This is a genomic window from Bradyrhizobium sp. UFLA05-153, assembly GCF_054185185.1.
In genome coordinates, this window is the sequence record NZ_JBBIAM010000126.1 from 1 (window position 1) to 22,692 (window position 22,692).

13 protein-coding genes and 1 pseudogene are annotated in these 22,692 nt (G+C 55.5%); 7 read left to right on the top strand and 7 right to left on the bottom strand.

Annotation, left to right across the window (positions count from 1 at the left end; translation table 11 throughout):
- Positions 1-235: 235 nt before the first annotated feature.
- Complete coding sequence (locus Q2941_RS42295) at positions 236-478, top strand: hypothetical protein (protein ID WP_458196209.1); 243 nt, start codon at positions 236-238, stop codon at positions 476-478.
- Positions 479-846: 368 nt separating this feature from the next.
- Here the strand turns inward: Q2941_RS42295 and Q2941_RS42300 are convergent, their stop codons facing one another.
- The gene (locus Q2941_RS42300) at positions 847-1,716 is read right to left on the bottom strand and encodes a methyltransferase domain-containing protein (protein WP_458196211.1); all 870 of its coding nucleotides are present in this window, start codon (positions 1,714-1,716) and stop codon (positions 847-849) included.
- Positions 1,717-3,692: 1,976 nt separating this feature from the next.
- Between Q2941_RS42300 and Q2941_RS42305 the strand changes: the two genes are divergently transcribed.
- Complete coding sequence (locus Q2941_RS42305; RefSeq protein WP_458196212.1) at positions 3,693-5,297, top strand: hypothetical protein; 1,605 nt, start codon at positions 3,693-3,695, stop codon at positions 5,295-5,297.
- A 62-nt stretch (positions 5,298-5,359) separates the two neighbouring features.
- On the opposite strand, the gene Q2941_RS42310 is transcribed toward Q2941_RS42305, so the two are convergent.
- Positions 5,360-6,337, bottom strand: coding sequence for a glycosyltransferase family 2 protein (locus Q2941_RS42310; protein WP_458196213.1), 978 nt, complete (start codon positions 6,335-6,337; stop codon positions 5,360-5,362).
- 963 nt (positions 6,338-7,300) lie between these two features.
- Here Q2941_RS42310 and Q2941_RS42315 point away from each other — a divergent pair.
- Positions 7,301-8,527 carry a glycosyltransferase family 9 protein gene (locus tag Q2941_RS42315; RefSeq protein ID WP_458196214.1) on the top strand — a complete coding sequence of 409 codons (1,227 nt, stop codon included), beginning with the start codon at positions 7,301-7,303 and terminating at the stop codon, positions 8,525-8,527.
- Positions 8,528-9,887: 1,360 nt separating this feature from the next.
- Here the strand turns inward: Q2941_RS42315 and Q2941_RS42320 are convergent.
- The 3 genes from Q2941_RS42320 to Q2941_RS42330 form a co-directional block, all read right to left on the bottom strand.
- Positions 9,888-10,604 carry a class I SAM-dependent methyltransferase gene (locus tag Q2941_RS42320; protein WP_458196215.1) on the bottom strand — a complete coding sequence of 239 codons (717 nt, stop codon included), beginning with the start codon at positions 10,602-10,604 and terminating at the stop codon, positions 9,888-9,890.
- A gap of 114 nt (positions 10,605-10,718) precedes the next feature.
- A complete protein-coding gene (locus tag Q2941_RS42325) occupies positions 10,719-12,296 on the bottom strand; it encodes a hypothetical protein (RefSeq protein ID WP_458196216.1) in 1,578 nt (525 codons plus the stop codon).
- Positions 12,293-13,687, bottom strand: a complete 1,395-nt coding sequence (locus tag Q2941_RS42330; RefSeq protein WP_458196217.1) for a hypothetical protein — start codon at positions 13,685-13,687, stop codon at positions 12,293-12,295. Before Q2941_RS42330 ends, Q2941_RS42325 begins: the two co-directional genes overlap by 4 nt.
- A gap of 1,472 nt (positions 13,688-15,159) precedes the next feature.
- Here Q2941_RS42330 and Q2941_RS42335 point away from each other — a divergent pair.
- On the top strand, positions 15,160-16,578 hold the full coding sequence (locus tag Q2941_RS42335) for a hypothetical protein (protein WP_458196218.1): 1,419 nt from the start codon (positions 15,160-15,162) through the stop codon (positions 16,576-16,578).
- 144 nt (positions 16,579-16,722) lie between these two features.
- Positions 16,723-18,300, top strand: a complete 1,578-nt coding sequence (locus Q2941_RS42340) for a hypothetical protein (protein WP_458196219.1) — start codon at positions 16,723-16,725, stop codon at positions 18,298-18,300.
- A gap of 262 nt (positions 18,301-18,562) precedes the next feature.
- Here the strand turns inward: Q2941_RS42340 and Q2941_RS42345 are convergent.
- Positions 18,563-19,748 (bottom strand): annotated as a pseudogene (locus Q2941_RS42345) (IS3 family transposase).
- 303 nt (positions 19,749-20,051) lie between these two features.
- On the opposite strand from Q2941_RS42345, the gene Q2941_RS42350 reads away from it, so the two are divergent.
- Together Q2941_RS42350 and Q2941_RS42355 are read left to right on the top strand one after the other, a co-directional pair.
- On the top strand, positions 20,052-20,912 hold the full coding sequence (locus Q2941_RS42350; protein WP_458196220.1) for a sterol desaturase family protein: 861 nt from the start codon (positions 20,052-20,054) through the stop codon (positions 20,910-20,912).
- 110 nt (positions 20,913-21,022) lie between these two features.
- Positions 21,023-21,766 (top strand): methyltransferase, encoded by a 744-nt coding sequence (locus Q2941_RS42355; RefSeq protein WP_458196221.1) that lies wholly within the window; start codon positions 21,023-21,025, stop codon positions 21,764-21,766.
- A 454-nt stretch (positions 21,767-22,220) separates the two neighbouring features.
- Here the strand turns inward: Q2941_RS42355 and Q2941_RS42360 are convergent, their stop codons facing one another.
- Positions 22,221-22,346 (bottom strand): hypothetical protein, encoded by a 126-nt coding sequence (locus Q2941_RS42360; protein ID WP_458196222.1) that lies wholly within the window; start codon positions 22,344-22,346, stop codon positions 22,221-22,223.
- Positions 22,347-22,692 lie beyond the last annotated feature (346 nt).

The following is a 22,692-nucleotide window of genomic DNA, read 5'->3' on the forward strand; positions in this document are numbered from 1 at the left end:
AGATTTGAAGGCGCGCGTGGCGCTGCGGAAAGCGCGGATGCCTTGGGCAAAAAACTCGAATGGATTAACTCGAATGGGTTATGCGGGGGCATGGAGAGCGAACGACTGGGGTTGGAAGGACGGACGCGGGGCGGCTTGAACCCGGGGCTTCTCTCCACTTATTTGTGGGCTCGGGTTCGAGACCGATCTCACGGGCGAGCCGGTCCGGTGCAGGCCCTCGTGGTTCGAAGGATGATTGCTGAAATGGGAGGATGAATCAGAATCGAAGCAGGCTTGCTGCCGGCTGTGGATCTCGACGCTGATGAGTATTGCACCGGAACCCCAAGCGGTGGCACAATTGAAATTCTTGTTGCGCAATTGCGAAATCCCTAATGGCATAGAGCAAGCAGCGCAGGACCTGTTGGCGCTGAAACACCATTTCGCGCTCGCTCCTGTTGACTTGGCGACGATCGTTTGGGACGCGGACGAGCGACATTGAGCAACCTCAGCCAGCCTTTGTGCCGGCGATGGTGATTCCGGACCAAACGGCGACGCCGCCAGTGGCTTCAGCAGGGCCAGTGAGCGGACGCATGGAAATTGTCGTCGGGAAGGCGTGTCGCGTGATCGTGGATGCTGGCGTTGATATGACCGCATTGGGGTCCTTTAACGCCGCATTTACAGCATGGCGTCGGCCAAAAGCCGCTTCAGCAGCGTGTTCTCACAAAATCCCGATAATCTGCTTCCGTATGCTCTGGTCATCACATGGGACAGAGCGAACTTCAATCTGGATTAAGTCCAGGGGGCTAGGTCAAAAGGCCTGATTCAAAATGCCGACGGTCTTTCAGCCCGATTGGGGTAGCGGGTCAATTAAGAGCCGGACTTTCGAAACACTAGTCCTAGCTGACCAAAATTCAGTGGGAACGAAATGGATGAGAATCGATGCGCGGCAGACCGCAGCTTTCCAGTATTCAACCCGGCCATCAGCATTAGGTGATACAGAATTGTTTGCAGCGAGATCCACTTCCAAGGAAAAAAGGCGGTTTCCAGAACATATCCATTTTTGCTCATGAACTCGACGATCCCCTTCCGCGACCAATGGAAGAGATGATCATTGAGACGATGAATCCAAACAGACTTCATCCAGCGCCTGGAAAAAGAGTCCGCACGAGGGAGAATCAAAAGAATTTTCGCGGATGGTGTAGAATTCTCAGTGAGCCATTTCATAAAGCCATCGACCTCGTTGATATGCTCAAAGCTATCTAAAAATATCCAAAGGTCGATCGGCTGAGGCATCCGCGTCGACAATGAATCAGAACTGAATAAATGAGCTTTTGGAATACCGAGATTAGCCGCGAATTCGATATTGCTCGGGACGGCTTCAATTCCCCATACACTGCTCGATTGCTCATTCAAATATTTCAGCGTGAATCCGGAGCCAAAGCCGACTTCGCAAATAGAACGAGATTCGACGGAGATCGAAGTTTTCTTTAACCACCCGCGCAAGCTTTGAACTTTGTTTGCTCCTATAATGGGTTCAAAGTGTCCCCTCTCGGCTGGGTAGCTCGAAGCATATAGATTTTGCGATTGCTGATTTCGAAGCGATTTGAGATCCCAGAAGGAGCCGCAAACTCCGCAAAACAAAAAATCTCCACGCTTGCAGGCTCTCTCTATGGAATGCTGACATAAAAAGTGTCGAGGCAAATTCAATTTGGGCTCCTTGTCCTCGGAACTAGTCACCGATTCGCTTCGTGTGCGGATCGCTCATTTGCTCATTTTCTCGCGCGGACAACTGAAATTCTCCCGCTCCTTGAAGCCAGCCTCGCCGTCAGAGCACGTCCGCGAAGTGCTCTAAATCGGGGTCTGGTCTCGATCCTGTCCGATCGGGGAAGTCTTCCTGGACAGGGTCGTTTGGCGGCGTTTGATTGGCCCATATCGACAGCCTTTTCGCCAGCTATAACGAAGAGGCGCCAGTTCGTTGCTCGTCTAGACCGAAAGTTTCATTCACCAGTCATTCCTTGCGGCCGTTCGATCGGGTTTGATAAGCCTCACCCATCGTTCCGCGCCGACCGACAAGAAAAGTATCGTCAGGAAAATAGAATGAACTGATGCCGATACTGAAAATGTTTATGAATATAGCCATGGTTCGCCGTTACGATGAACCAAACTGCCGAGACGCCGGCGCCGGCGCCGCACACCACGGACCACCCTCTAAGGATCGTGGTAAGCTGCCGATTCTGGGTCATGAAGTGCCCGATCAAAAGGCCTATCAGGTGAAAACCGTCGTTAGGCGGGAGTGAACCCTCCAAGTCTATGAGATGATCGGTCGCGCGGCCAGTCCACGCTTCGGTTTGCTCTGCGCGGCCTGCGCCCGAACCTGGACGGCAGTGAAAGGGACTGCTTTCGCAACCTGACGGGTTAGTTCCTCCGCCTGGCGCCTGCAGCCAGGCCAGAGGGGAAACGAAAGGAGCGGGGCTCTAGCGACGCCGGGGCGCGATCGATCCGGTCTCCTTTGGCGGAATAAATTCATCTTGCAGAATAAATTCATCGCCTTCCTCGGGAAGGTGCATTGTTAGCCAATGCGTCGCCGTGATCTCGCTTGCCTCGCCATTTTCCTTGATCCAGCCACGTCCCTCAGCCGACCGCTGAGCAGATTCAAAGCTTCCGCTACGTCATCAAGAATGACGAATGTCCCATCCTTTGGAGCGTGTCGATGACGCGGCGCATGTAAAAGACGTCCGCCATCCAATTTCTAAAAACCACGACTTCGCGCGTATAATAAATCCTAGGCTTCAAGGAAATAGTCTCTTAGATCTTCGGCTGTGGTCCGACCGCCGCATGGTGTGACCCACAGTGTACCGAGCTGCGAGCGCACCACAGCCGCCGCAGTCTGAGGTCGCCCGCCACTCTCCGGCGGGCGAAGGACATGGTCAAATCCGTAGTTTTGCGGGTCGATGTTAACTCCCGTGCCAAAGTAGATCGCCGCTTGTGCGGGTATAGTTCGGTCGCCGCCCACCAATGACAGGCTCATGGCCGGCGAAGTCCTATTGGGCGCCTCTTGGGATTTATCGAGAGCGCCACTCAAAGCGCGCTTAAATGAGCCGGCGAGATAGAAGATTGACGTTGGGCGAGGGAAGTCAGTCGTTAGATACTCGCATTCAGAACGAACCCAACCAGAGCGCCAGGATCCCGCTTCCGGCCGAAGCGGCCGGATTTGTCAGGGGGCCGAAAAGGCAGGGTCCGATCGATCGATTGCCGAAGGCGGGAATTGCTCAAGTGACCCTCACGGGCATTCAGGTTAACAAGCGATTTCATGGCGGATTTGTAGAATTGCGATATCGTTTAACTTGTCGCGCATAGCGCCCGTTGCAGTTCCCGTCGATGGCCGGCTTGGCGGTCGTTGTGCTCATTTCGCAATCGGGCGGTGGTATATTGCAAAAGGTTTTTTGGCGTGGATTTAACCCTGGCCTGCCGACAAATTTCGGGCCTGCATTACACGTGCGGGGTGTTGGGGGCGAGTACATCGGCGTCATTTGCGACGAAACAAAGTGCAATGACGTGGATCTCTGAGCCCGGGGCGACGGGACTATCCCTGACCAAAACGCGCCGGTCATGCAAAGACCCGACGAAATTCTGTCAGTTGTGTCGCCAATCGAGTTAGTCGGTAGTAGGAGATTGTCGAAGCCATTGTTCGGCGCAACTGGGGAAACGGTGGCATGCAAGAGCACATGTCATTTGCCATAGCGATCCGCGGCAAGCACGTCGCGCTCGTCGTAGTCGCGGTATTGAGTGGGTTGAGCTGTTTGCCGTTTCTGCGAAGCATTATCATGCTCGGTGATGAAGGCGTACTCCTGCAAGGTGCGGATCGCTTGCTTCAAGGCGAAAAGCTTTATCGCGATTTTTTTCAGTTTCTGCCGCCAGGTGGATTTCTCTTAACTGCGGGCTGGTTTGGACTAACCAACGTTTCACTTTTCTCCGCGCGCTTGCTTGCAGCTTTCACATTCGTCGGAATTGCTTGCGTCCTTTATTGCGTAGCGCTACGTGTCTCGCGCAGTACGTTAGCATCAGCTGTCGCCGTCGCCGCTTTCGTCGTCATGTCGCAAGGCGCTTGGGTGCAAGTTAGCCACCATTGGTTTACGACGCTGTTCTGTATATCGGCGCTTTTCGGCGCACTTATGTGGATCCATACGCGTCGGCTTTCGTGGGTGATCTTCGCCGGTTTGGCTGGAGGAGCGGCTGCAATGATTACGCCGACTCGAGGTTCGTTGGCATTGATAGCCGGCTTATTGGCGCTTACTGAAGGAAAACGATTTGATGTAGCTGCTCTGACAAATTACGTGGCCGCAGCTGCTATTTTGCCGACGTTGTGCATAATATATGTTGCCTTTCAAGGCGGGCTCGGTCCAGCCTTTAACTGCGTTATTGTTTATCCCGCGCTACATTATGCCAACATTCAGAGTGTGCCCTATGGCTTTGGGGCCGACGCTCAAAACCTGCCATTGAACTTTACGTTTCCGGTCGCGGCGTTGCTGGCGATGCTTCACTTTGCGCGTGATTGGCGGGCTGCGATCTGCGACCGCACGCTGCATGTTTGCGTCGCATTTGCGTTGGGTGCATTTGTCGGATTGTTGGTGCGGCCGGACACTGTTCATATCGCATTCGCAGCACCCTTGGTGCTTCCATTGATTTTGTATTCGGGCCGACGCTTTATCGCCGCTTTCAGGCCGATTCGGTTCGCGATTATAGCGGCGGTCGGTCTTGTAATGGCGCTGTCAACTGCAGTCCTTCTGATAAATAGCTACTTGGTGATGCAGTTGCCAATTATTGAGACGCCCCGCGGCAGGGTGAAAGTTTTAAGCGAAGACGTAAGGCTAATCATTCGTCGCGTCGCTGACCTGCCTATCGACAGTACTGTGTTTTATTATCCTTATGATCCGATCTTGGCGTTTCTCACGGCTCGTGGGCATCCTTCGAGGTTAGATATGTTTATTGCCAATTATACGACCCCAGATCAATTTGAAGAGGAATGTAGAGCTGTTATTCACTCGGCGGATTGGGTTGTCTTTGATCATGCAACGATAAATAACTTGCAACTCTATTTTCCAGCGATAGGGGATCCAGCTCCGCCCGAACGTATTCTGTTTGAATCTGCCATTGAAAGATCATTTAGCCTGGTCGCGAATGAGGGCAGATTTGATTTGCGGAAAGCTTTCAAAAGGGATGAGACCATTTGTAGCGACATTAGGAGTCGCAGCGAGGAATTCTACCTAAAGGCCGAGCGACAGGTCCCCGTGACGTTGCCGCCGGCTCTTATCCGGTGACACCCAGAGTCCTGGCAGTTGGCGCGGTAGACTCGTTTGTTGCATTCCTTAACCGAGGTTATTCAACTTGCTTCCGCTTTCCGATCGTCGTGCAGTAGAGATTCTTCGATAGTAAAACGGGGCCGGCGCTTGGTTTCGTGGTAGATCTTCCCGATATATTCGCCCATGATACCCAGGCAAATTAGTTGAACGCCGCATATCAAATAGATCGGTATGACGGTTGAGGCCCAGCCAGGAACAACGACCGAGAAGAAGGCTGCCAAAAGTGCCCAGGCTCCCATCAGGAAGGAGAAGAAAGAGACGACAAAGCCGATTACCGTGATCAGGCGAAGCGGCATTGTGGAAAATGAAGTCACGCCGTTGAGCGCAAGAGCGATCATCTTTCGCAAGGAGTATTTAGAGCTGCCGGCAAATCGGGGCGCCCGGTCATAAGTTACGACCACAGCTTTAAACCCTATCTCCATAACCAGCGCACGAAGAAACAGATTTGACTCGCCGTATTGCCGGAGCGCTTCGATTGCGCGCCGGCTAAGTAGGCGATAATCGCCATGATTGTAGGTGATCTCGATCTTCATCCAGTGAAGGCAGCGATAATATAGTTCGGCGGTGATGCGTTTGAATGCATTGTCAGTTGTTCGGGTTCTTCGAACCGCAAGCACGACGTCCGCTCCTGTCACATTCGCTTGAACCATTTCAGCGATCAGTTCCGGATCGTCTTGCAAGTCTGCATCGATCGAAATGACAATGTCGCCAGTGGCTGAGAGCAGTCCGGCGAGCAGAGCGTTTTGGTGACCTCGATTGTGCGAAAGCTTGAGGCCGAGAAAGCAGCGCGCTTTTCGATGCAATTCCTCGATCATTGGCCAGGTCTGATCGCTCGATCCGTCGTCAACGAAGAGCACGTGGCTATCCTCGCCAACCATGCGCGCATCGATCATGCGTCGGAGTTGCGTGGCTATCCGCTCAGCGGTTTCGGAAAGGACTTCCTGCTCATTGTAGCAGGGGATGACGACACTCAGAGTTGGAGGGAGGAGATTGCCCATTTTGGAGGATGCTCCCTAGTAAGATTGAGCACAAAGGTTAGGACCAGGTCTTACGCGTCCACGTACCGAAAAATTCATTGGCTCTAATAATATTCTGAGAATGGCTGTGGTTGGAAGTGTTTACACTGGGTGACACCTGAGGATGGCTAACGTGCTCCGGCCGTCTAAGGGGCGCGGCTCGACGATCTCTGCGCCAGAAGGGAAAACGCATTAACGTTTACGTGCCCTCGCCGAATACTGCGCGCCAAGGGCAAGCCAGTCGAGATGCTTTTCAAGCGGGCGAAAGGCGGCAAGTGCCCGAGGGAAGAAAAGATGATAGCAAGGCCCGGACGAGACCCAACCAGCGTCATTGATCGATCGAATCGAAGCCCTAGCGGGAATGAGCTTTGTTGCGCAATGTGATGGAAGACACAGGCTGAGAATACAAGTCGAACGAATTGGTATCGAGCGGAATTTCATTGCCCTTCACGAGGGCGAAGCGTTCCTCGCCGGGGAAACGTTTTTGGCTCAACTCGATACTTCGTGACGAGGCGTCGGCGCAGGTTAGCTCAGGGAGACTCTCACCGCAATCGCGGCTGAGACGAGCCCGCCGTCCCGGGGATCCAGCCCATCTGGTCTGCTGCGCACGAGGTGTTGAACTGCAGGCCGGAACACTCGGATCTTTCGACCATCATCCGCTCAGCACGGGCCTGGCGCCAAAAGGTCTATCCGTTTAAGCAAAAGTAGAGTTCGGATGGAAGAGTCCGCGTCGCGGGTACCGGAGCCTCGCGGAGATACGGGCGAAGTTGTCCAAAAGAGTGCTACTTTTTGAGGGGAGGCCACTATCGGTTCAGGATGGAAGAGGTAGCCACTGATATTAATCATTGCGATAAGAGTTTCTTCCGTCTTAGACGAGTGCCATGGCAAAAGCAGGTCTTTTTTATATGATCGCCTGGTCGCGCTAGTGTTGCTGGTAGGAAGGTCATGAAACTCCAAACGAAGCGCAGGATCGACTACTGGCTCGGTGGGTTTCTGCTAGCTCTGCTGTATGGGCCTGTACGTTGTTTGGGACTGCTCTTGCGGCGAGACCATTCAACCGACCGCAGGTACGGTTGCGTGGTAATAAAGATGGTCGGTGCGGGCAGCCTGTTTCTGGCCATGCCATCGATGAGCGAGATCCGCCGGCGCTTTCCATCGGGCAGCTTTTATTTGGTCGGAACGCCCGCCGTGATCAATGTGGCAAGGGAGCTGGACTGGTTCGATGAGTATTGGACGATCGATGATTCGTCTTTATTCAAACTGGTCAAGACCTCTCTCGTCGTGCTGTGGCAAATGGGGCGGAGAACCGATCATCTCATAGACCTCGAGGTTCACTCCCGCCTGACCACGGTTTTCAGCGTATTGTCGATGGTCCGAAACCGCATTGGGTTTGTGGATGATATCGTGTTTTGGCGGCGCGGATTTTATACGCACATGACGTTCTTCAACGTTCATGGCCCGGTTTATCTGTTTTATGATCTTCTTGTGAGCTGGTTTGGCATCGACGCCGTAGGGGTGACTGGGTTTAATTCCAGGTTCAGGGACCAAATCATGAGGGCCGCGCAGCCAGAGGGCGCTGCACCAGCCGCACCGTATATCGCTGTCGGCCACGGCTGCTCCGATTTCGGCGTTGAACGGAAGCTGCGGCCCGAAGAGTGGGGTCGACTGCTGGGAGATAACGGACTCGTCACCCATGACATCGTCTTTCTCGGTGGTGCTGGCGACGCCGCGGAGGCCGATGCCATTATCGCGCTTATCGGTCGCGGCCGGAATCTTTGCGGGCGTCTCAGTATTGTGCAGTCAGCCCGGCTGATTGGACACGCATCTGGCTACTATGGCATTGACTCGATGTTGCTGCACCTAGCCCGGTCGCTGGGCGTACCAACGGTGTCGGCCTTCGGTCCCACCGATCCGGCCACCCGGCTCCGACCGTTGGGTCTGCTGGAACGTGTGGAGTATGTCCGCCTGCCGTGCTCGCCGTGCATCCACGTGAACGAAACCCCGCCCTGTCAAGGTGCCCGAAATTGCATGGCGCTGGCCTTCCAAGGCCTAATGAACAACTCCAGGCCGGTGGCGTCTCTTGACGAACCACGCCGCGTCCGCTCGGCGCTCGGCTGGATCATAGCGCCCTCTGAAACGAGTGTTCAGGCGGTGAAGGTCCACGCCAGATGACCGCGAGTCCCCGCCATCGCGTGGTATCTGGCTTGTTTTTTCTGGCACTTTGCGGGGTGGGGCCCATCATTTGCGTATGGCTTGTCGCCGGCTGGGGCGACCGCCTGTCGTATGTCGATCAATATTCTGAGGCTAATGTTCTGCGGGAGGTGCGGCACTTCCTGGAGGATGGTTTAACGCGTCACTATGGATTAGGCACAGTCTTCTACCCAGGCATGTACCCTGAGGACGGTTTCGCCTCTGAAAAGGACGTCAGTATGTATGGCGTCTCCAGCGAAGGCGTTTACACACATTACCCCCCCGGTCCTGAATATCTTGCTTACGCTGCGGCACGGGTTTTCGGCCCCACGCCGGTTTCCCACCTCAGACTCCTTCCCCTCACGATTGGCTGGTTGGCGCTGAGCAGTTTGGGTTTGTCTGTGCGCAGACGGTTCGGGACGACCGCCGGATGGCTGGTGATGGGGGCCTGCGCTGTCACGCCGACGGTTTGGGATGGGTTCGTTGGCCTGCATGCCCAAGGTTACGCAAGCGCCTTGTTAATGATCGAACTGGCGCTCGCGATAGGTCGGGGATCTGCCCTCTGGCCATTTGCGCTACTTGGCTTTTTTCAAGGCTGGCTCACCTTCGATTATTTTTTCTTGGTCGCGTTGACTCCGCTTGCTGTCGAACTGGCAATGCCTTGGATTGACCGGGACTATCAGCCGCGTTGGAGGCTTGCCGTAACGCGAACCTTGCTGGCCAGCGGCGGTTTCGCGGCCGCGCACGCGCTTCACTTCCTCCAGGTATGGACCTACTATGGATCCTTCCTGGCCGCTCTGAATGACTTTCGGAGTTCGGCCGTGCATCGGGCGGGCATCGCCCTAATGGATGAGGCCGGGCACTATTGGATCGCGATGCTAGTCAATCTCATATACTATCTTGTGGGAATGCATCCGGTCAGCCTGTCACTGGCCGTGCCGGACTTCCGTCATCAGGCGGAGTGGGGGACTTTCCGCTTCCTCGGACTGTCGCTCGGTCCGTGGTGGGCTTTAGTGACAATAGGTCTTTTGATCGGGCGCCTCGTGACCCAAAATCGGCGGCTGACCACGATGCGCAAAGGGTGGTACGTAGTTTGCGGCGCCGGCGCAAGTCTGTCGTCGCTTTGGTTCATCGTGATGGTGAACCATGGCTATGCGCATAAAAATGTTCTGTATCGACATCAGTTCATTCTATTATTTCTGATGATACTTTTTTTATCGGCTTACGCGGAACGATGGGTGAGGCGTAATCGATGCGCTCGGTGGCGAGCGGCGGATTTCGATCCGAAGGGCCTCAGGGCCCTTGAGGTCGACAAATGCACCACTATGCCCTCTGGCGTAAATCAAGAAGCCTTTGCGAGAAAGGGCGGTTTACGTGCCCTCGCCGAATATTGGGCCCCGAGGGCAAACCAGGTAAGATGCTTTTCAATCGGGCGCAGGCCGGCAAGCGCTCGAGGGAAGAAAAGATGATAGCAAAGTTCGGTTCCAATCCAACCTGCGTTATTGATCGATCGAATCAAAGTCCTGCCGGAAATAAGTTTTGCATTTGCATCAAACGGGCACGTATTTACCGCCCTCACGGTCAGCGGGTTAAGCGGGTTGTGCTCAAAGATCACGAGCAACCCTCCAGGCCGGGTAACTCGAAGCATCTCGGCTAGCCAGTGTCCGTGATCTTCCTGCGGAATGTGATGGAAGACACAGGCCGAGAACGCAATGTCGAACGAATTGCTATCAAGCGGAATCTTGTTGCTCTCTACCAGTACGAATCGCTCATCGCCGGGGAATCGTTTTCGGCTCAACTCTATACTTCGCGACGAGGCGTCGGCGCACGTTAGCAAACCGGCGGGAAAATGCTTTCTGAAAAAGGGGATCGAGTTGCCTATGCCTGACCCGAAGTCCAAAATGCGCGCGGGGGAGGCCCGCAGATCAGGTGCGAAGGAAGCAAGCTGGCTGATCTTATATTCAGCGAAAAACTCAGGGCTCTCGCCCGTAACGGCAATATTACGTCGGTGCTGGCTCTCGTATTCGTCGGCGAATCTGTCAAATTCAGCTTCTTTCATTAGGTCAATATCGCATGGTTTAGATGGTTCAACAAACCCGCGAGTGGGAACAGAAAGACGACGCATTGCACGAACGCTGGGACGCCGGCGACATCACAGAAGCGCTGAACACCGTCACGGCTTTGGGCTGATCCGGTACATGGTGAATAATTTTCCGCCAGTCAGTTCCTCAATCCGACCGGGGAGGGGGTTGGCGATGTGCGGTCCCACCAGATAGAGATAGTCAAACTCGCTCGTCCAATGGCGCAGGAACCGTGGCACGTGCGGGTCGTTGGTGCCGTTTGCAAGGGCCGTAAGGATTGAGAGCGGGACGGGGTCGAGGTTGATAACTTCGGTGATTGCCTGGTTTCGCCGTTCTTTGACAACATCGATCGAAGTTATTCCTGGCAGCGCGACTGTCGTCACCATTGCCTTAGCCGACACGGCGAGCGTTGGGGCGTGATTCATCGGCCATTGAAGCAATCCTAGCGGTGCATCGGTGCTGCGCCCGACCAGAATGAGAGACGGACGGTCAAGCAGTGTGAACGATGCTTTGATTTTTGCGTAATCATCTTGATGGCTGAGCCAAACCTCTGTAGTGGCCGCTGCGTTGACGAGGGCAATGAAAATCGGAACAGCGATCGCTAAGGTTGCGGCACGCCCGGTCATCGAGATCCTCGTGTAGGCTGGAAGAATCAGCAGGGCGGCGATTGGCACGCGGAAATCGACCCCTGCGACTCCGAGCAGGCGGTAGGGCATCACAAGGAATATCAGCGCGAAGCCGCCCGCAAGCCAGACACCCGAGCGACACCAGGACAACCTCCCAGTACAGAACAAAACGCAGCAGACTACAATCAACGCGGCAGCCTCAACAACGGCTAGCTCCGCGCTGTAGCCGTTGAGGTTTGCGAGGATCGAGAGGAACTTCGAGACAATCTTCCACTCGGTTGGGCCGTTTCCTACATGTGTGGGTGACGCGAGAAATGCCGCAAAAACACCCAGCATTGGCGCGCACAGGATGGCGAGTTGAACGATGCCGGAGCGCCGCCAGTTGAAGCGAGAGAGTACAAGAAAACCGAGCGTTGCCGCGTAGAGCCCCAGCGCGAATAGATGCGCAACATAGAGCACCGTGACGAAAAGTGAATGCGCCATCAGTTGCAGCGCGGTGCCACCACGCGTGAATTCCCAAGCAGCTAGCCCCCATAGTGCGACACCAAGGCCAAACTCGAAATTGAGAAATCCCCACGCGAATGGGAAGGAATATAGCAACATCACTGCAGCGAGCCCCGAGATTTCATGCCGCCCCTTCACTGCCAGTTCGAGCGCGATCGCGCCGCTCACGATCAGAAGTTGGCACGCAATCAGGAAGACTTTGCTCGCCGCTTCGACGCCGATAATCCGTGCCAGCGGCGGAACAAGAAGGTCCATAGCGAGGTTGGAGTAGAGTGTTTTACTAACCTCATAGAAAGGGTTGGCACCTGGCGTGCCCGCTGCAGTGAGCACATACATGCGGGCCAGGTGGAAGGGATAGTCCACCATCGCGGGAAGAGCGACCAACAGCACGGGACAGATCGCGACAACAACAATTGCGGCGACGGAGAAGTTAATCAGGAGAGAGTACCGTTCGTGAGGCGCAACTACGGTTAGCCCGGACGGACTCGATTTTAAAGTGCAAGAATGAACGAGCTGACGATCGCGGAATGAATTAGTCATTTAAAAGCTCCGTCCTTCCCGGCATTTCCCGCGTCGCGGATGTGCACCACGGCGGTCTCGTCTGAGTAGACGCGCTGCCAACCATCGAGATGATCAAGCAGACCTGCTGCCGGTGTTGCCGGCATCAAGAGCACTGCATCAATTTCGTACTCTTTGAGCATGCCTAGGAACTGGTTCACGTCCTTAAGCTGCAGCGCTCGGAAGTAAGCCATGACGAATTGTTCGCCATATAACTCGGCTCGACTATCGATGAAGACCGGGATCTGTCGCGAGATCAGGTACCCGCCGAACGGATAGTCGTTGAGAACGCGCTTGGCCCCTTTGAGTTTGAGGATGTCGATGGCAGCCGCAGGCGAATGGACGAGCGGCGGCGAAAACCTGTGATGGGCCGCAAATACCCATGTCGACGCACCGAGAGCGGCGACCAGCATCGCGGCCGGCACAGTCGGGAAGATCATCTTGCCGGTACGATCCGCTTTGAGGCCGAATTGCGAAGACACCGGCGTCAGCACCACAAGCGGCACCAGAAAGGCGAAGATATCGGCGTTTCGAACGTGGGAAAGGGCCATGTGAAACAACCCCAGCACCAAAAGAATTCGCGGCGGCGAAAGTTTTAGGCCGAAATAAAGCGAACACGCTATCAAGGCCAATATAGACCCTTCGAATATGCTGAAGTGGCTGAAATCCGCTGCGCTCCATTCGGAAATCAGATTCAACAACTCGCCAAGTGCTAGAATTTTGCGCGCCGCGAGGATCGACCCCCACCCGTAAGGGGTCGCGCAACAAGCGACAAATGCGCAGGCACCGAAAACGATCCAACGCAGCGCCAACGGCCCTCGTTGCGAAGCCTCTGCATTCCACCAGGCGTCAAATGCGAGTGGTACAATCAAAGCGAGCCCGAAAACAAATCCTCCATGAAGGTTTGCCCAGAGCGCCATTAGTGGCAAAAGCCAGAACGACGGTGGTTCGCGTCTCTCGCTTGCACCCACGAGCCCGTTTACCCAGGCAAGCATGACCGGCAACGCAACCACATGTGGGCGCGCGAGAAAGTGAGACGCCGAAACTGCCAAAGCGGCCAGCGCAATCACGACTGCATGGGGCGAGCGAATGCGTCGGCCGAGAATGAAGGCGAAAAAGGCGAACGTCCCGGCGATACAGGTCGCAGCGAGAATTATCGGCCCGGGCCAGCCGCCTATCTCGAAACTACCGGCATAGAGAACTTGCGCCAGCCAGGAAGTCGAGATCCACGGTTCGCCTGCTTTCGTAAAGGAATAAGTATCGACGCGCGGAAAGGTGTTGTGATCAAGGATCCATTTCCCCACCGCGATGTGCCAATGGGTGTCGGGATCCTTCAGAAGAGCGTTGCCGTTGACCAACAGGAGCGCGTACACACCGGCTCCCAGCCAAAACCACGCCGGTAGGACGAAGCCGACCTTTGCCGCTGCGAATAAGGGCCTCTGGACAATCATAGCGGGCCTATCTCCTGCAAGCGGGACCTATGTCCAACAAACGTGTGATGTTCCGTCGGTCCCCGAGAAGGACTTTTTCTTAAGATAGCTTCGCTATACGGTGACACTGGCTGGGGCGCCGAACAATCGGTGAGGTTAAGCGGGTACCGTAAGTATCCGACTCGCTATACAATCAGGATTATTCTGCCGGGTTTCGCGTCCTAGTCTACTACTGATTATGACAACTTATAATTGCGTCTGGACCGCAGCCCCACGCAACCTGCGCAGCGCGGTTTGGCGTCTCCGATTTCTATGTGTTTGCTCGGCGAGGATTTAAGGCCTCCACACGGATAAAATGTTAAAAGCAAGACCACCAGGATGATTAGATGCCGAAAGCCGAGTCGGTGCATCGAGAATGATTCGACGAGCCTCTCAATCACCGATTCTGTACAATTTGGACTCGAGGACTCGATCCGGATTGGGCTCCTCGCAGAACCGACCGGGAGGATTCAAGAGAGACTTCGAAAGACACAGGCGTGGAGGCCGACAAGATGATGAGCATCGAGATCGAGCACAGATTCAATCCGCCGCGAGATAACGATCGGGTCTAGTTGGACGATGTCGTCTTATTGCAATGGGGCTGGCCGACAACTTTGCCTGTGGGGCACGTGAAATACCAGCCAGAACAACCGATATGAAAGCTGATCGCGAAGCAGATTTTGAACAAGCCATCAAGCCGCGCGTTGCAGCTATCCATTTAGGACCGGCCACGATCAGCTTGCCGGTTCCGGCGCGACCGACGCATCGCAGTGTTTCTTGGTGCGACGTTCGCCGAACCTTTCACCCTACGATTTGGTTTTGCTCGCCGCTGTTGTGCTTCTGCTATACCGAGACATGCTCGATGGAATTGCGATCATGCCGGGTTCGTCGCTGTTGCTGCTTCCCAAGTTCGCACCACTCGTAGAAGTGCCTCGCTTGTCATTTGGCGTGCCGGTAGTCATGATTCGTCTGCTGTGTGTCCTTCTACGCCCCGCCGCAGCACAAGCGAAAAACTAGGAATTGAGGCTTTCACCTGACGGAACATTTACCAAAGGCAGCCGAGCTTCGCGGGTTTCCGACCAAGTTCGTAACCCTGCTGTTTCCATATCGAGCTAGGTCGTCGGCGTTTAATCAGTCGAATAGTAGAGTGGACGCGATCTATGCGGATCACATGGCGAACGTCATGCTCGCCTGAAAGCCAGCTTTCGGAAAGTAGCCCAGAATAGCGTCTCCAATCGAGGAACCTGATGATGTCGAGGGACGGCGATGGCCAAAGCCGCGTAGGGGTGAGAGGCGGACTTTTTATGCCAGGGGAACTCGTAAATCAGCGAAGTCTGATCCTCGTCGGTCTGCTATTTGCAGCGTCGGTGGCCCCGATGCTGTCAGTCGAAATTCCCGCGATGATCGATTATGTTAACCACCTCGCCCGGATGCATCTTCTTGTGGACGCTGCTGCGGGTCGTCCGAATCCGGCTTACGAAATAGATTGGCGGCTCTATCCGAATCTCGCCGTCGACCTCATTGTCCCAGTATTGGCGCGGTTCGTAAGCGTCGAGACGGCCGCCCGCCTTTTCCTACTTGTAAGCCAAACATTGGTGGTTAGTGGCGCGATAGCGCTGGAACTGAAGGTTCGTGGGCGACATCACCTGTCGGGCTTCGCCGCACTGATCGCGCTTTACAGTTTGCCGTTTCTTTGGGGGCTGATGAACTGGGAATTCGGGTGTGGCGTCGCACTCTGGGCCATCGTGTTTTGGATTCACTTTCGCGAAGGGCCTTGGCTTTTTCTGGTCGTATTACATACCTGCTTTTTCATCGTGTTGTTCTTCGCTCACTTGTTTGCGCTCGGTGTCTATGGGTTGACGATTGGCTGCTACGAAGCGAGCCAAGTTCGCGGATATCATCAGGCCGTGCGGACCTTTGCTGCAATAGCGTTTCCGGCGGTCATGGCTTACCTGTATCTAGTGTCGTCGGGCGGCGCGCCTGAGCAGCCAGCATTTACGTGGTGGTTCGGGCTGAAGCTGATGTGGCCATGGCTGGTCATGAACTGCTACAACATGTTTCTTTCGATCGCGCTTGGGGTTTCGATCGCCGGGCTGTTGGTATTCTTGGGGTACAACCGCATACTGGGCTTGACCCGACCGGCGGTTTTTATCGGATCCGGGTTTCTCGTTGTGTACCTGTTGATGCCGGCCCGTCTGTTCGGCGGGGCATACGCTGACGTTCGTCTCATTCCAGCGATAATGCTGATCCTGCCTGCGTTTCTGACGGTGCACTGGCCGTCAGCCGCTGTTCGATCAGTGGCCGCGCTGGTGGCTGTAAGTATCATACTCATTAATGTAGCGAATGTAGCTTCGATTTGGGCAGCCTACCGTTCCGACTACGCCGAGATCATCGCGTCATTTCGGCTACTCCGTGCCAATTCAACAATTCTGGTCGCGCGCAGCGACGCGGAAGTCGGCCGTATAAATGCGCCGATGTTCTATGCCCCAACCCTGGCGGTACACTATGCAACTGCGTTTGTGCCATCGCTATACACGCTGTCTGGTCAACAACCCGTCAAGAAATCGGCTTTGAAATCGGCTTTCGAAATCGAAGACGCGCTTGATTACCTACCAACAACGATTTCGCAGTTGAACAGCGCTTCGGCGGGCGGAACAGTCCCATCGCATGTTCGCGCCTGGCGCGCCGACTACGATTACCTCTACATTGTCGGAGATCAGCCCGCCAGCATCCCGGACCGCTTAACCAGTATGATGCACGGCCGACGGTTCACTCTTTATGCGATCGATAAATAGCGATGGCTAATGGCCAGCGAGGGGGATTCATACGCAGATCCCAAAGGAGGCTCTGACAAGCTTCGCTTAGAACCTTCTAAATTCTTTGACGATTGCTACAATATGCTCGCAGATTCCCGGGAATGCGAAGGAGCAGAGGGGAGCATGAGCCGTCTCGATGATTTGGCTAGGCCCGACACCGGATATGTCGTCGCTCCGGTTACGGTCAGCGAGAAGGCTGAAAGGCCGCGCGCCAGCGATCAAGACGTTCAGAGGGCTACATCGTTCATATTTGCGCTGCTGGTCGCGCTTCTTTTACTCTTGTACATCGTGCTTCTTCCTGCTGATCGGCTTCTATTAGATCCGGACCTGTATTGGCACATTGCTACTGGGCGCAAGATTTGGGAAAGCGGATCGTTTCCTCAAGTCGACGAATTCTCGCATACCTTTCGTGGGCATCCCTGGATAGCAAGAGACTGGCTGAGCGATGTGCTCTTTTTCGGCGCGTATAGTCTTTCAGGCTTCCGCGGAGTCGCCATGATTACCGGCGGAGCTCTGGCGCTCGCCTACGCGCTGCTTTTCCTTATGCTAGCGCGCACCATGCGGCTCACGGTTGCAATCGTGGTGGCAACAGTGGCGCTCGCGCTGTCGGTCAACCACCTGCATGCTCGCCCGCAGATATTTGCCGATGGCCTGATGGTAGTCTGGGTCGCGGCGCTAGTGAGAGCTGTCGACACCAAGACGACGCCGAGCTTGATGCTGCTCCCGGTCATGACCCTGTGGGCGAACGTCCATGGCAGCTTTGTGGCGGGGCTTGCCCTCACGGTCGTGCTCGCTGCAGAAGCCCTATTTGAATCTCCAGGGGGTGAGCGTCTATTAGCAGCCCGACGATGGGCTGTCTTCTTTGTCGCCGCGGTCGGCGCCGCGTGCGTGACGCCCTACGGCGCGCGCCCGTTCCTAATGGACTTCCAGCTCATCGGGGCACATGAAGCCAAACCTTACATTAACGAGTGGCGAGCCGTAAGCTTCGAGACGGCGCCGATTACACTGTTCGCTGTTCTAGCGCTCCTATTTTTCGCTTTGCTGAACGGGGTCAAAATCCGGTTTTGTAGACTAACAATATTGATATCAATCACAGCGTATATGCTCACTGCAGTGAGATTCATCTTCTTATTCAATTTGCTTGCGCCCCTACTGCTCGCAACCCCGTTAACAAAGCAATTTCGATTTTTGCGCCTCTCTGAGCAAATTGCGACTCGCCCACAATTCTTCACGACAACGTCTCATCTAGGGAGGCGCGGTCTCTACGGGGCTTATGGAACAATCGCGATCATGATCCTTGGAATCGGCATCTTTGGTGATTCTGTTGAGCGCCCGCGATTTAGGGAGATTTCTCCAAAGGGTGCTGTCGACTACATTATCGAGCACAATTTAAATGGCAATATCTATAACTCGTACAACTTCGGCGGATATTTGATTTTTAGAGGACTTCCTACCTTTGTCGACGGCAGAGTTGTTTTCGATGATGGCTTTATGGATGAAAATTGGACAATTGTCGCAACACGCCCTCGTGAATTTATTCGATACTTGGATAAGTACCGCGTCTCAATTGGTCTCGTCGCGCCAAACTCTAAGGAGTCTCAGGAATTTCGAGCTTCATCGGAGTGGGTCGGCGTCTATTCTGACGATATTTCCGAGTTATTCGTGAGACGAAATGAGCTAGACCAGCGCCGCCGCGATTAGTTAGTCGGCCTGAAGGATCGTCCAGCAGATCGACTCTAACGCTTGAATTCCTCATGGTAGCGACTTGCAAGTGATCGAAGGTGCGGCGTTCGAGGCACGGCGAATGAAGTTGGCGGAAGGCCTTCGATCGCATTGAGCCTGACAGTTACTGAGTGTTTCCTCGGGAAGGAGTTAGAGTCCGCCCGAAGAAGACGAACAGGTGCAGCGAGCAAGGTTCAGGGAAGGGAAGATCGCTATATTGAAGTAACCTGAGCCCCGACTTTCATCCGCCAACAAGTGGAGTCCCGGTGACATTTGAGCCCAATGGGCTCGGTGGAGCAACGGGGCGGGGCGCGGAGCCCCCGGCGTAGCGCAGCGCACCGCCCCGTTGCGGTCGGCAAGCACTGCGGTTGGCAAATTCGCTCGGTGTGAGGTCGCCAAGCGCGCTGTGTGGGCGAACGTTGTTCTAATCGTCCATCCACGCGGCCAGCTCGGCGCGAGCCTGAGCGAGCGACGTGAACAGCGGCTCGTTGAGGAGCTCGTCGCGTTGAAGCTTTCGATGAACGCGTTCTGGGTCGGCTTGCCGGGCGCAGTGTAGTGCCACTCGATCCGCAACTCCTGGCACCAGCGCAGGACCGCCATGACGGTCAGCTCGGTGCCGTTGTCGGAGACGCACATGACCGGACGGCCGCGCCGGGCCATGACGGTTTCGAGCTCGCGCACCACCCGCAGGCCCGGCAACGAGGTGTCTGCGATCAGTACCAGGCATTCCCGGGTGAAGTCATCGACTACCGCAAGGATGCGGAAGCGACGGCCATCGGTGAAAGCGTCTGACAGGAAGTCGAAGCTCCAGCGCTGGTTCGGCCCCTGCGGGATGGTCAGCGGCGCTCGTGTGCCAAGCGCCCGCTTGCGCCCGCCGCGCCGGCGCACCTGCAGCCGTTCCTCGCGATAGAGACGGCGGAACTTCTTGTGGTTCATGGTCAGACCCTCGCGGCGCATCAGGACGAGCAGACGGCGGTAGCCGAAGCGGCGGCGGACGGCCGCCTGCTCGCGTAAGCGCGCCCGCACGGCGGCGTCATCTGCGCGCCGGCTCCGATAGCGGAACGAGGTGCGGTCCACTCCGATCACTGTACACGCCCGCCGCTCGCTCACCTCGAACGCCCTTTGCAGATGAACGACGGCCTCTCGCCTAGCGGCGGGCGTCACCATTTTGTTGATGCGACGTCCTTGAGCATAGCGTTGTCGAGCATCGCCTCGGCCAGCAGCTTCTTCAGCCTGGCATTCTCGTCCTCCAGTGCCTTCAGCCGCTTGGCGTCCGAGACTTCCAGACCGCCGTACTTCGCCTTCCACTTGTAGAGCGTCGCACTGCTGACGCCGTGCTTACGGCAGATGTCGGCGGTCGCTGCCCGAGCTTCCTGCTCGCGCAGGATCGCGATGATCTGCTCTTCGGTGAACCGGCTCTTCTTCATCGTCCATCCCCCAACCCGGGTTATGGACTCTACCCATTTTGGAAGAAATGCCGGGGCTCAGGTCATGAGTCTATCGGACGGCGAGCCTACTCAATCGTGGGCACCAACGATGGTTTTGCAATTGGCCAACGCCTCGGCCACCAGAACAACACCATTTCATGTTTGCGCTTGGCGCACCGATTGAGATTACCGATCGTGTCGGTCGGCCAGATGGTCAACATCCCGGACCGCTTAACCAGGCCGTCCCTTTGCTCTTTATGCCATCGGCAAATAGCGATAGGGTGACGCCCAGCGAGGAACTCGATGGATCCTTTTGGCATTAAGGTTATTTTTATCACCATTCTTGTGTTCATACCGCTCGAGCGGCTGTTCGCCATGCATCCGCAGAAGGTCTTTCGTCGCAATTGGGCCAACGATCTGATCTTCCTGTTCTTAAATGGTGTGCTGATCAAACTTGGTCTGCTCGCCGTTATCGTGGCGGTCATCTTTGCCGCCGCATGGATTGTCCCGGCATCCTTTCAGGCCATGGTCGGTGGCTTGCCCTATTGGGTGCAACTGCCGGCTGTCATCGTCCTTGCTGATTTGGGATTCTATTGGACCCATCGCATGTTCCATGCCGTTCCCTGGCTATGGAGATTCCACTCCATTCACCACAGTATCGAGGAGCTTGACTGGCTGGCCGCGGCCAGGGTCCATCCGGTCGATCAGATTTTGACCAAAGGGGCCTCGCTAATCCCGCTGTTCGCACTGGGTTTCTCCGAATGGGCAATTGGAGTCTATGCCTTGCTCTATCAGTGGCAGGCGGTTCTCATTCACTCCAATGTTCGCTTGGGGTTTGGCCCGTTGCGCTTCCTGTTTGCTTCGCCGGAGTTTCATCATTGGCATCATAGTAACCAACGTGAGGCCAGGGACCGGAATTTCGCCGGCCAGCTGTCCTTCCTGGATGCGTTGTTTGGAAGCCTTCATTTGCCGCGAGGGCAAATACCGACGACTTACGGTCTGGATCGGCCGATGCCGCAACGCTACGGGCGTCAGTTGCTTTATCCCTTCATAGGCGAGCGGATCTTTCAGTCCAAATCGGATACAGCGGCGCTGGCAGAGACGATGCGGGCCCCAGAGGAGGCGCCCAATCGTTCGCCTAGCCTCGGTCATTCGTCCGGTTAATCTGCAGTCGGCTGTTCACCAATGACCTATCCTGCTTGGGCGCCGAACGAGGCAAAACTCAAGGGCTTGTGGATCACCTGGGCCGACGACGAAAGCACGAGATTGAGACGATGACGAATGTCAAATTCGAGGAAATCGATCGATCCCACGCGGAAAGCGCGGCCGTTGAGTTGACTGTTAATCGTTGGCTCGATTGGACCGCGAGAGCGACGGTCATCATTGTTTTTACCGCCCTTGTTGTGATTGGCATTGCAGGAATTCCTCGCCTGCTTCCGTTGGACAGCATCCACAAGCTGCTCATGATCGCGGCCAGGATTGCTAACGTCCTTTTCCTGAGTCTGGTTGCAGCGACAACGATTACCCGGCTGGCACCGATACAGAAGTCCAAAGGCATCGAGCCGCGGATCTCGGCCTTGCTGGGCACGTTCTTGTGCACGATACTTGCTTTGCTACCGAAGGCAGAGTTGGATCCTGTTTGGTCGGTCGTGTCGACGACGTTGATCCTGGTGGGCAGTTCGCTTTCTTTCGTGGTGCTCCGCTGGCTGGGCAAATCTTTCAGCATTTTTGCCGAGGCAAGGCGCTTGGTGACAGAAGGACCTTATCGAATCGTCCGGCATCCGCTTTACCTCTGTGAAGGAGTTGCTTTGATCGGTATCACACTGCAGGTGCTTTCTCCGCTTGCCATTCTGATGGCCATTGCGATCGTGATGGTTCAATGTCGGCGTATGATCAATGAAGAAGCGATTCTACAGGCGGCTTTTCCCGAATATCGCGTCTACGCTGCGAATACATCTTTTCTGATCCCCAAGCTTGGCCAGTTTTTTACAGGATCGAACCAGCAAGTAGGTGGTTAGCCTGGCGTTTGATGGATAAAGTCCGGTTGACCTGAGCCGTCCGTTCAGCGACGGAAAGAAACCGTAGTCAAGCTTGTGCGCAGTGGCGATGTTCGTTGCAGCGCAATACAATCTATAGTTGCCGGACTGCAGCATCTGCCGCCCACACAGCACCCGGCGTCGTTAATCCGAATAACGATTTGGTGGAAGTCGCAGCAGCAATCCGGATCAGGCTGCTCAGGCTGTCTCGCCGGGCAGCCGGCATCATCAAGGCGTGCCATCCGCGAGATGCCGCCGCGCCAGGGCCGTTCTCGATGCTAACCTGGCGTTCGAGCATCCGATCGAGCCCCTCGTAGGGCTCGCGCTCCTCCGTTTGTCCAGGCCCAAGATCTTGCCCAGGCTCCCCGTTTCCATCCACCGTGCACGAAGCCGACCTTCGAGTGCGGTGCGATCAGGCGATCGACCATCATCGCCATCACCAGATCATCCCCAGCGCCGCCGCGACATGGCCATGCGGCAGCGACCGCTCGATCTGCAATTCCTCCGGATCAGCCCCCGGCAGCTTGCCCAGATTGGCAAGCGTCCGCGTCTGCGCGGCCATTCTCCTCCCGATAGCTCTAGCGCAGCCGCGCCGTCGGCGGATGCCGCGGCTCAATCCGGCACATTTCGCCAATACTCTTTGGGGGTACCACTCAGTCATCGCCAGTCGCTTGAACGAGAAAACGCAGAAATTGCTCAACAATTTGCGTTGTTGCCCCCACGCGACACCGGGATGTCACGGTTAAGGTTAAACCACTGTAAACATTGACTGAGCGGCTGCTTTAACAGAAAGTTTACCCAGTTGGCAGGGATTTGTCAGCGAGCAGTAGTAGTTGCGTTTCATCTTGCAAGAAGGATATTCCCTCATGTTGAAGTATTATTTCAAGGCTACGGAAGCGTTGAAGCGT

Excerpts from the sequence above, each read along its gene's own strand:
- Q2941_RS42340 (WP_458196219.1), top strand. The coding sequence starts at position 16,723 with ATGAGCCGTCTCGATGATTTGGCTAGGCCCGACACCGGATATGTCGTC.
- Q2941_RS42360 (WP_458196222.1), bottom strand. The coding sequence starts at position 22,346 with ATGGCCGCGCAGACGCGGACGCTTGCCAATCTGGGCAAGCTGCCGGGG.
- Q2941_RS42355 (WP_458196221.1), top strand. The coding sequence starts at position 21,023 with ATGACGAATGTCAAATTCGAGGAAATCGATCGATCCCACGCGGAAAGC.
- Q2941_RS42305 (WP_458196212.1), top strand. The coding sequence starts at position 3,693 with ATGCAAGAGCACATGTCATTTGCCATAGCGATCCGCGGCAAGCACGTC.
- Q2941_RS42350 (WP_458196220.1), top strand. The coding sequence starts at position 20,052 with ATGGATCCTTTTGGCATTAAGGTTATTTTTATCACCATTCTTGTGTTC.
- Q2941_RS42310 (WP_458196213.1), bottom strand. The coding sequence starts at position 6,337 with ATGGGCAATCTCCTCCCTCCAACTCTGAGTGTCGTCATCCCCTGCTAC.
- Q2941_RS42325 (WP_458196216.1), bottom strand. The coding sequence starts at position 12,296 with ATGACTAATTCATTCCGCGATCGTCAGCTCGTTCATTCTTGCACTTTA.
- Q2941_RS42335 (WP_458196218.1), top strand. The coding sequence starts at position 15,160 with ATGCTGTCAGTCGAAATTCCCGCGATGATCGATTATGTTAACCACCTC.
- Q2941_RS42315 (WP_458196214.1), top strand. The coding sequence starts at position 7,301 with ATGAAACTCCAAACGAAGCGCAGGATCGACTACTGGCTCGGTGGGTTT.
- Q2941_RS42320 (WP_458196215.1), bottom strand. The coding sequence starts at position 10,604 with ATGAAAGAAGCTGAATTTGACAGATTCGCCGACGAATACGAGAGCCAG.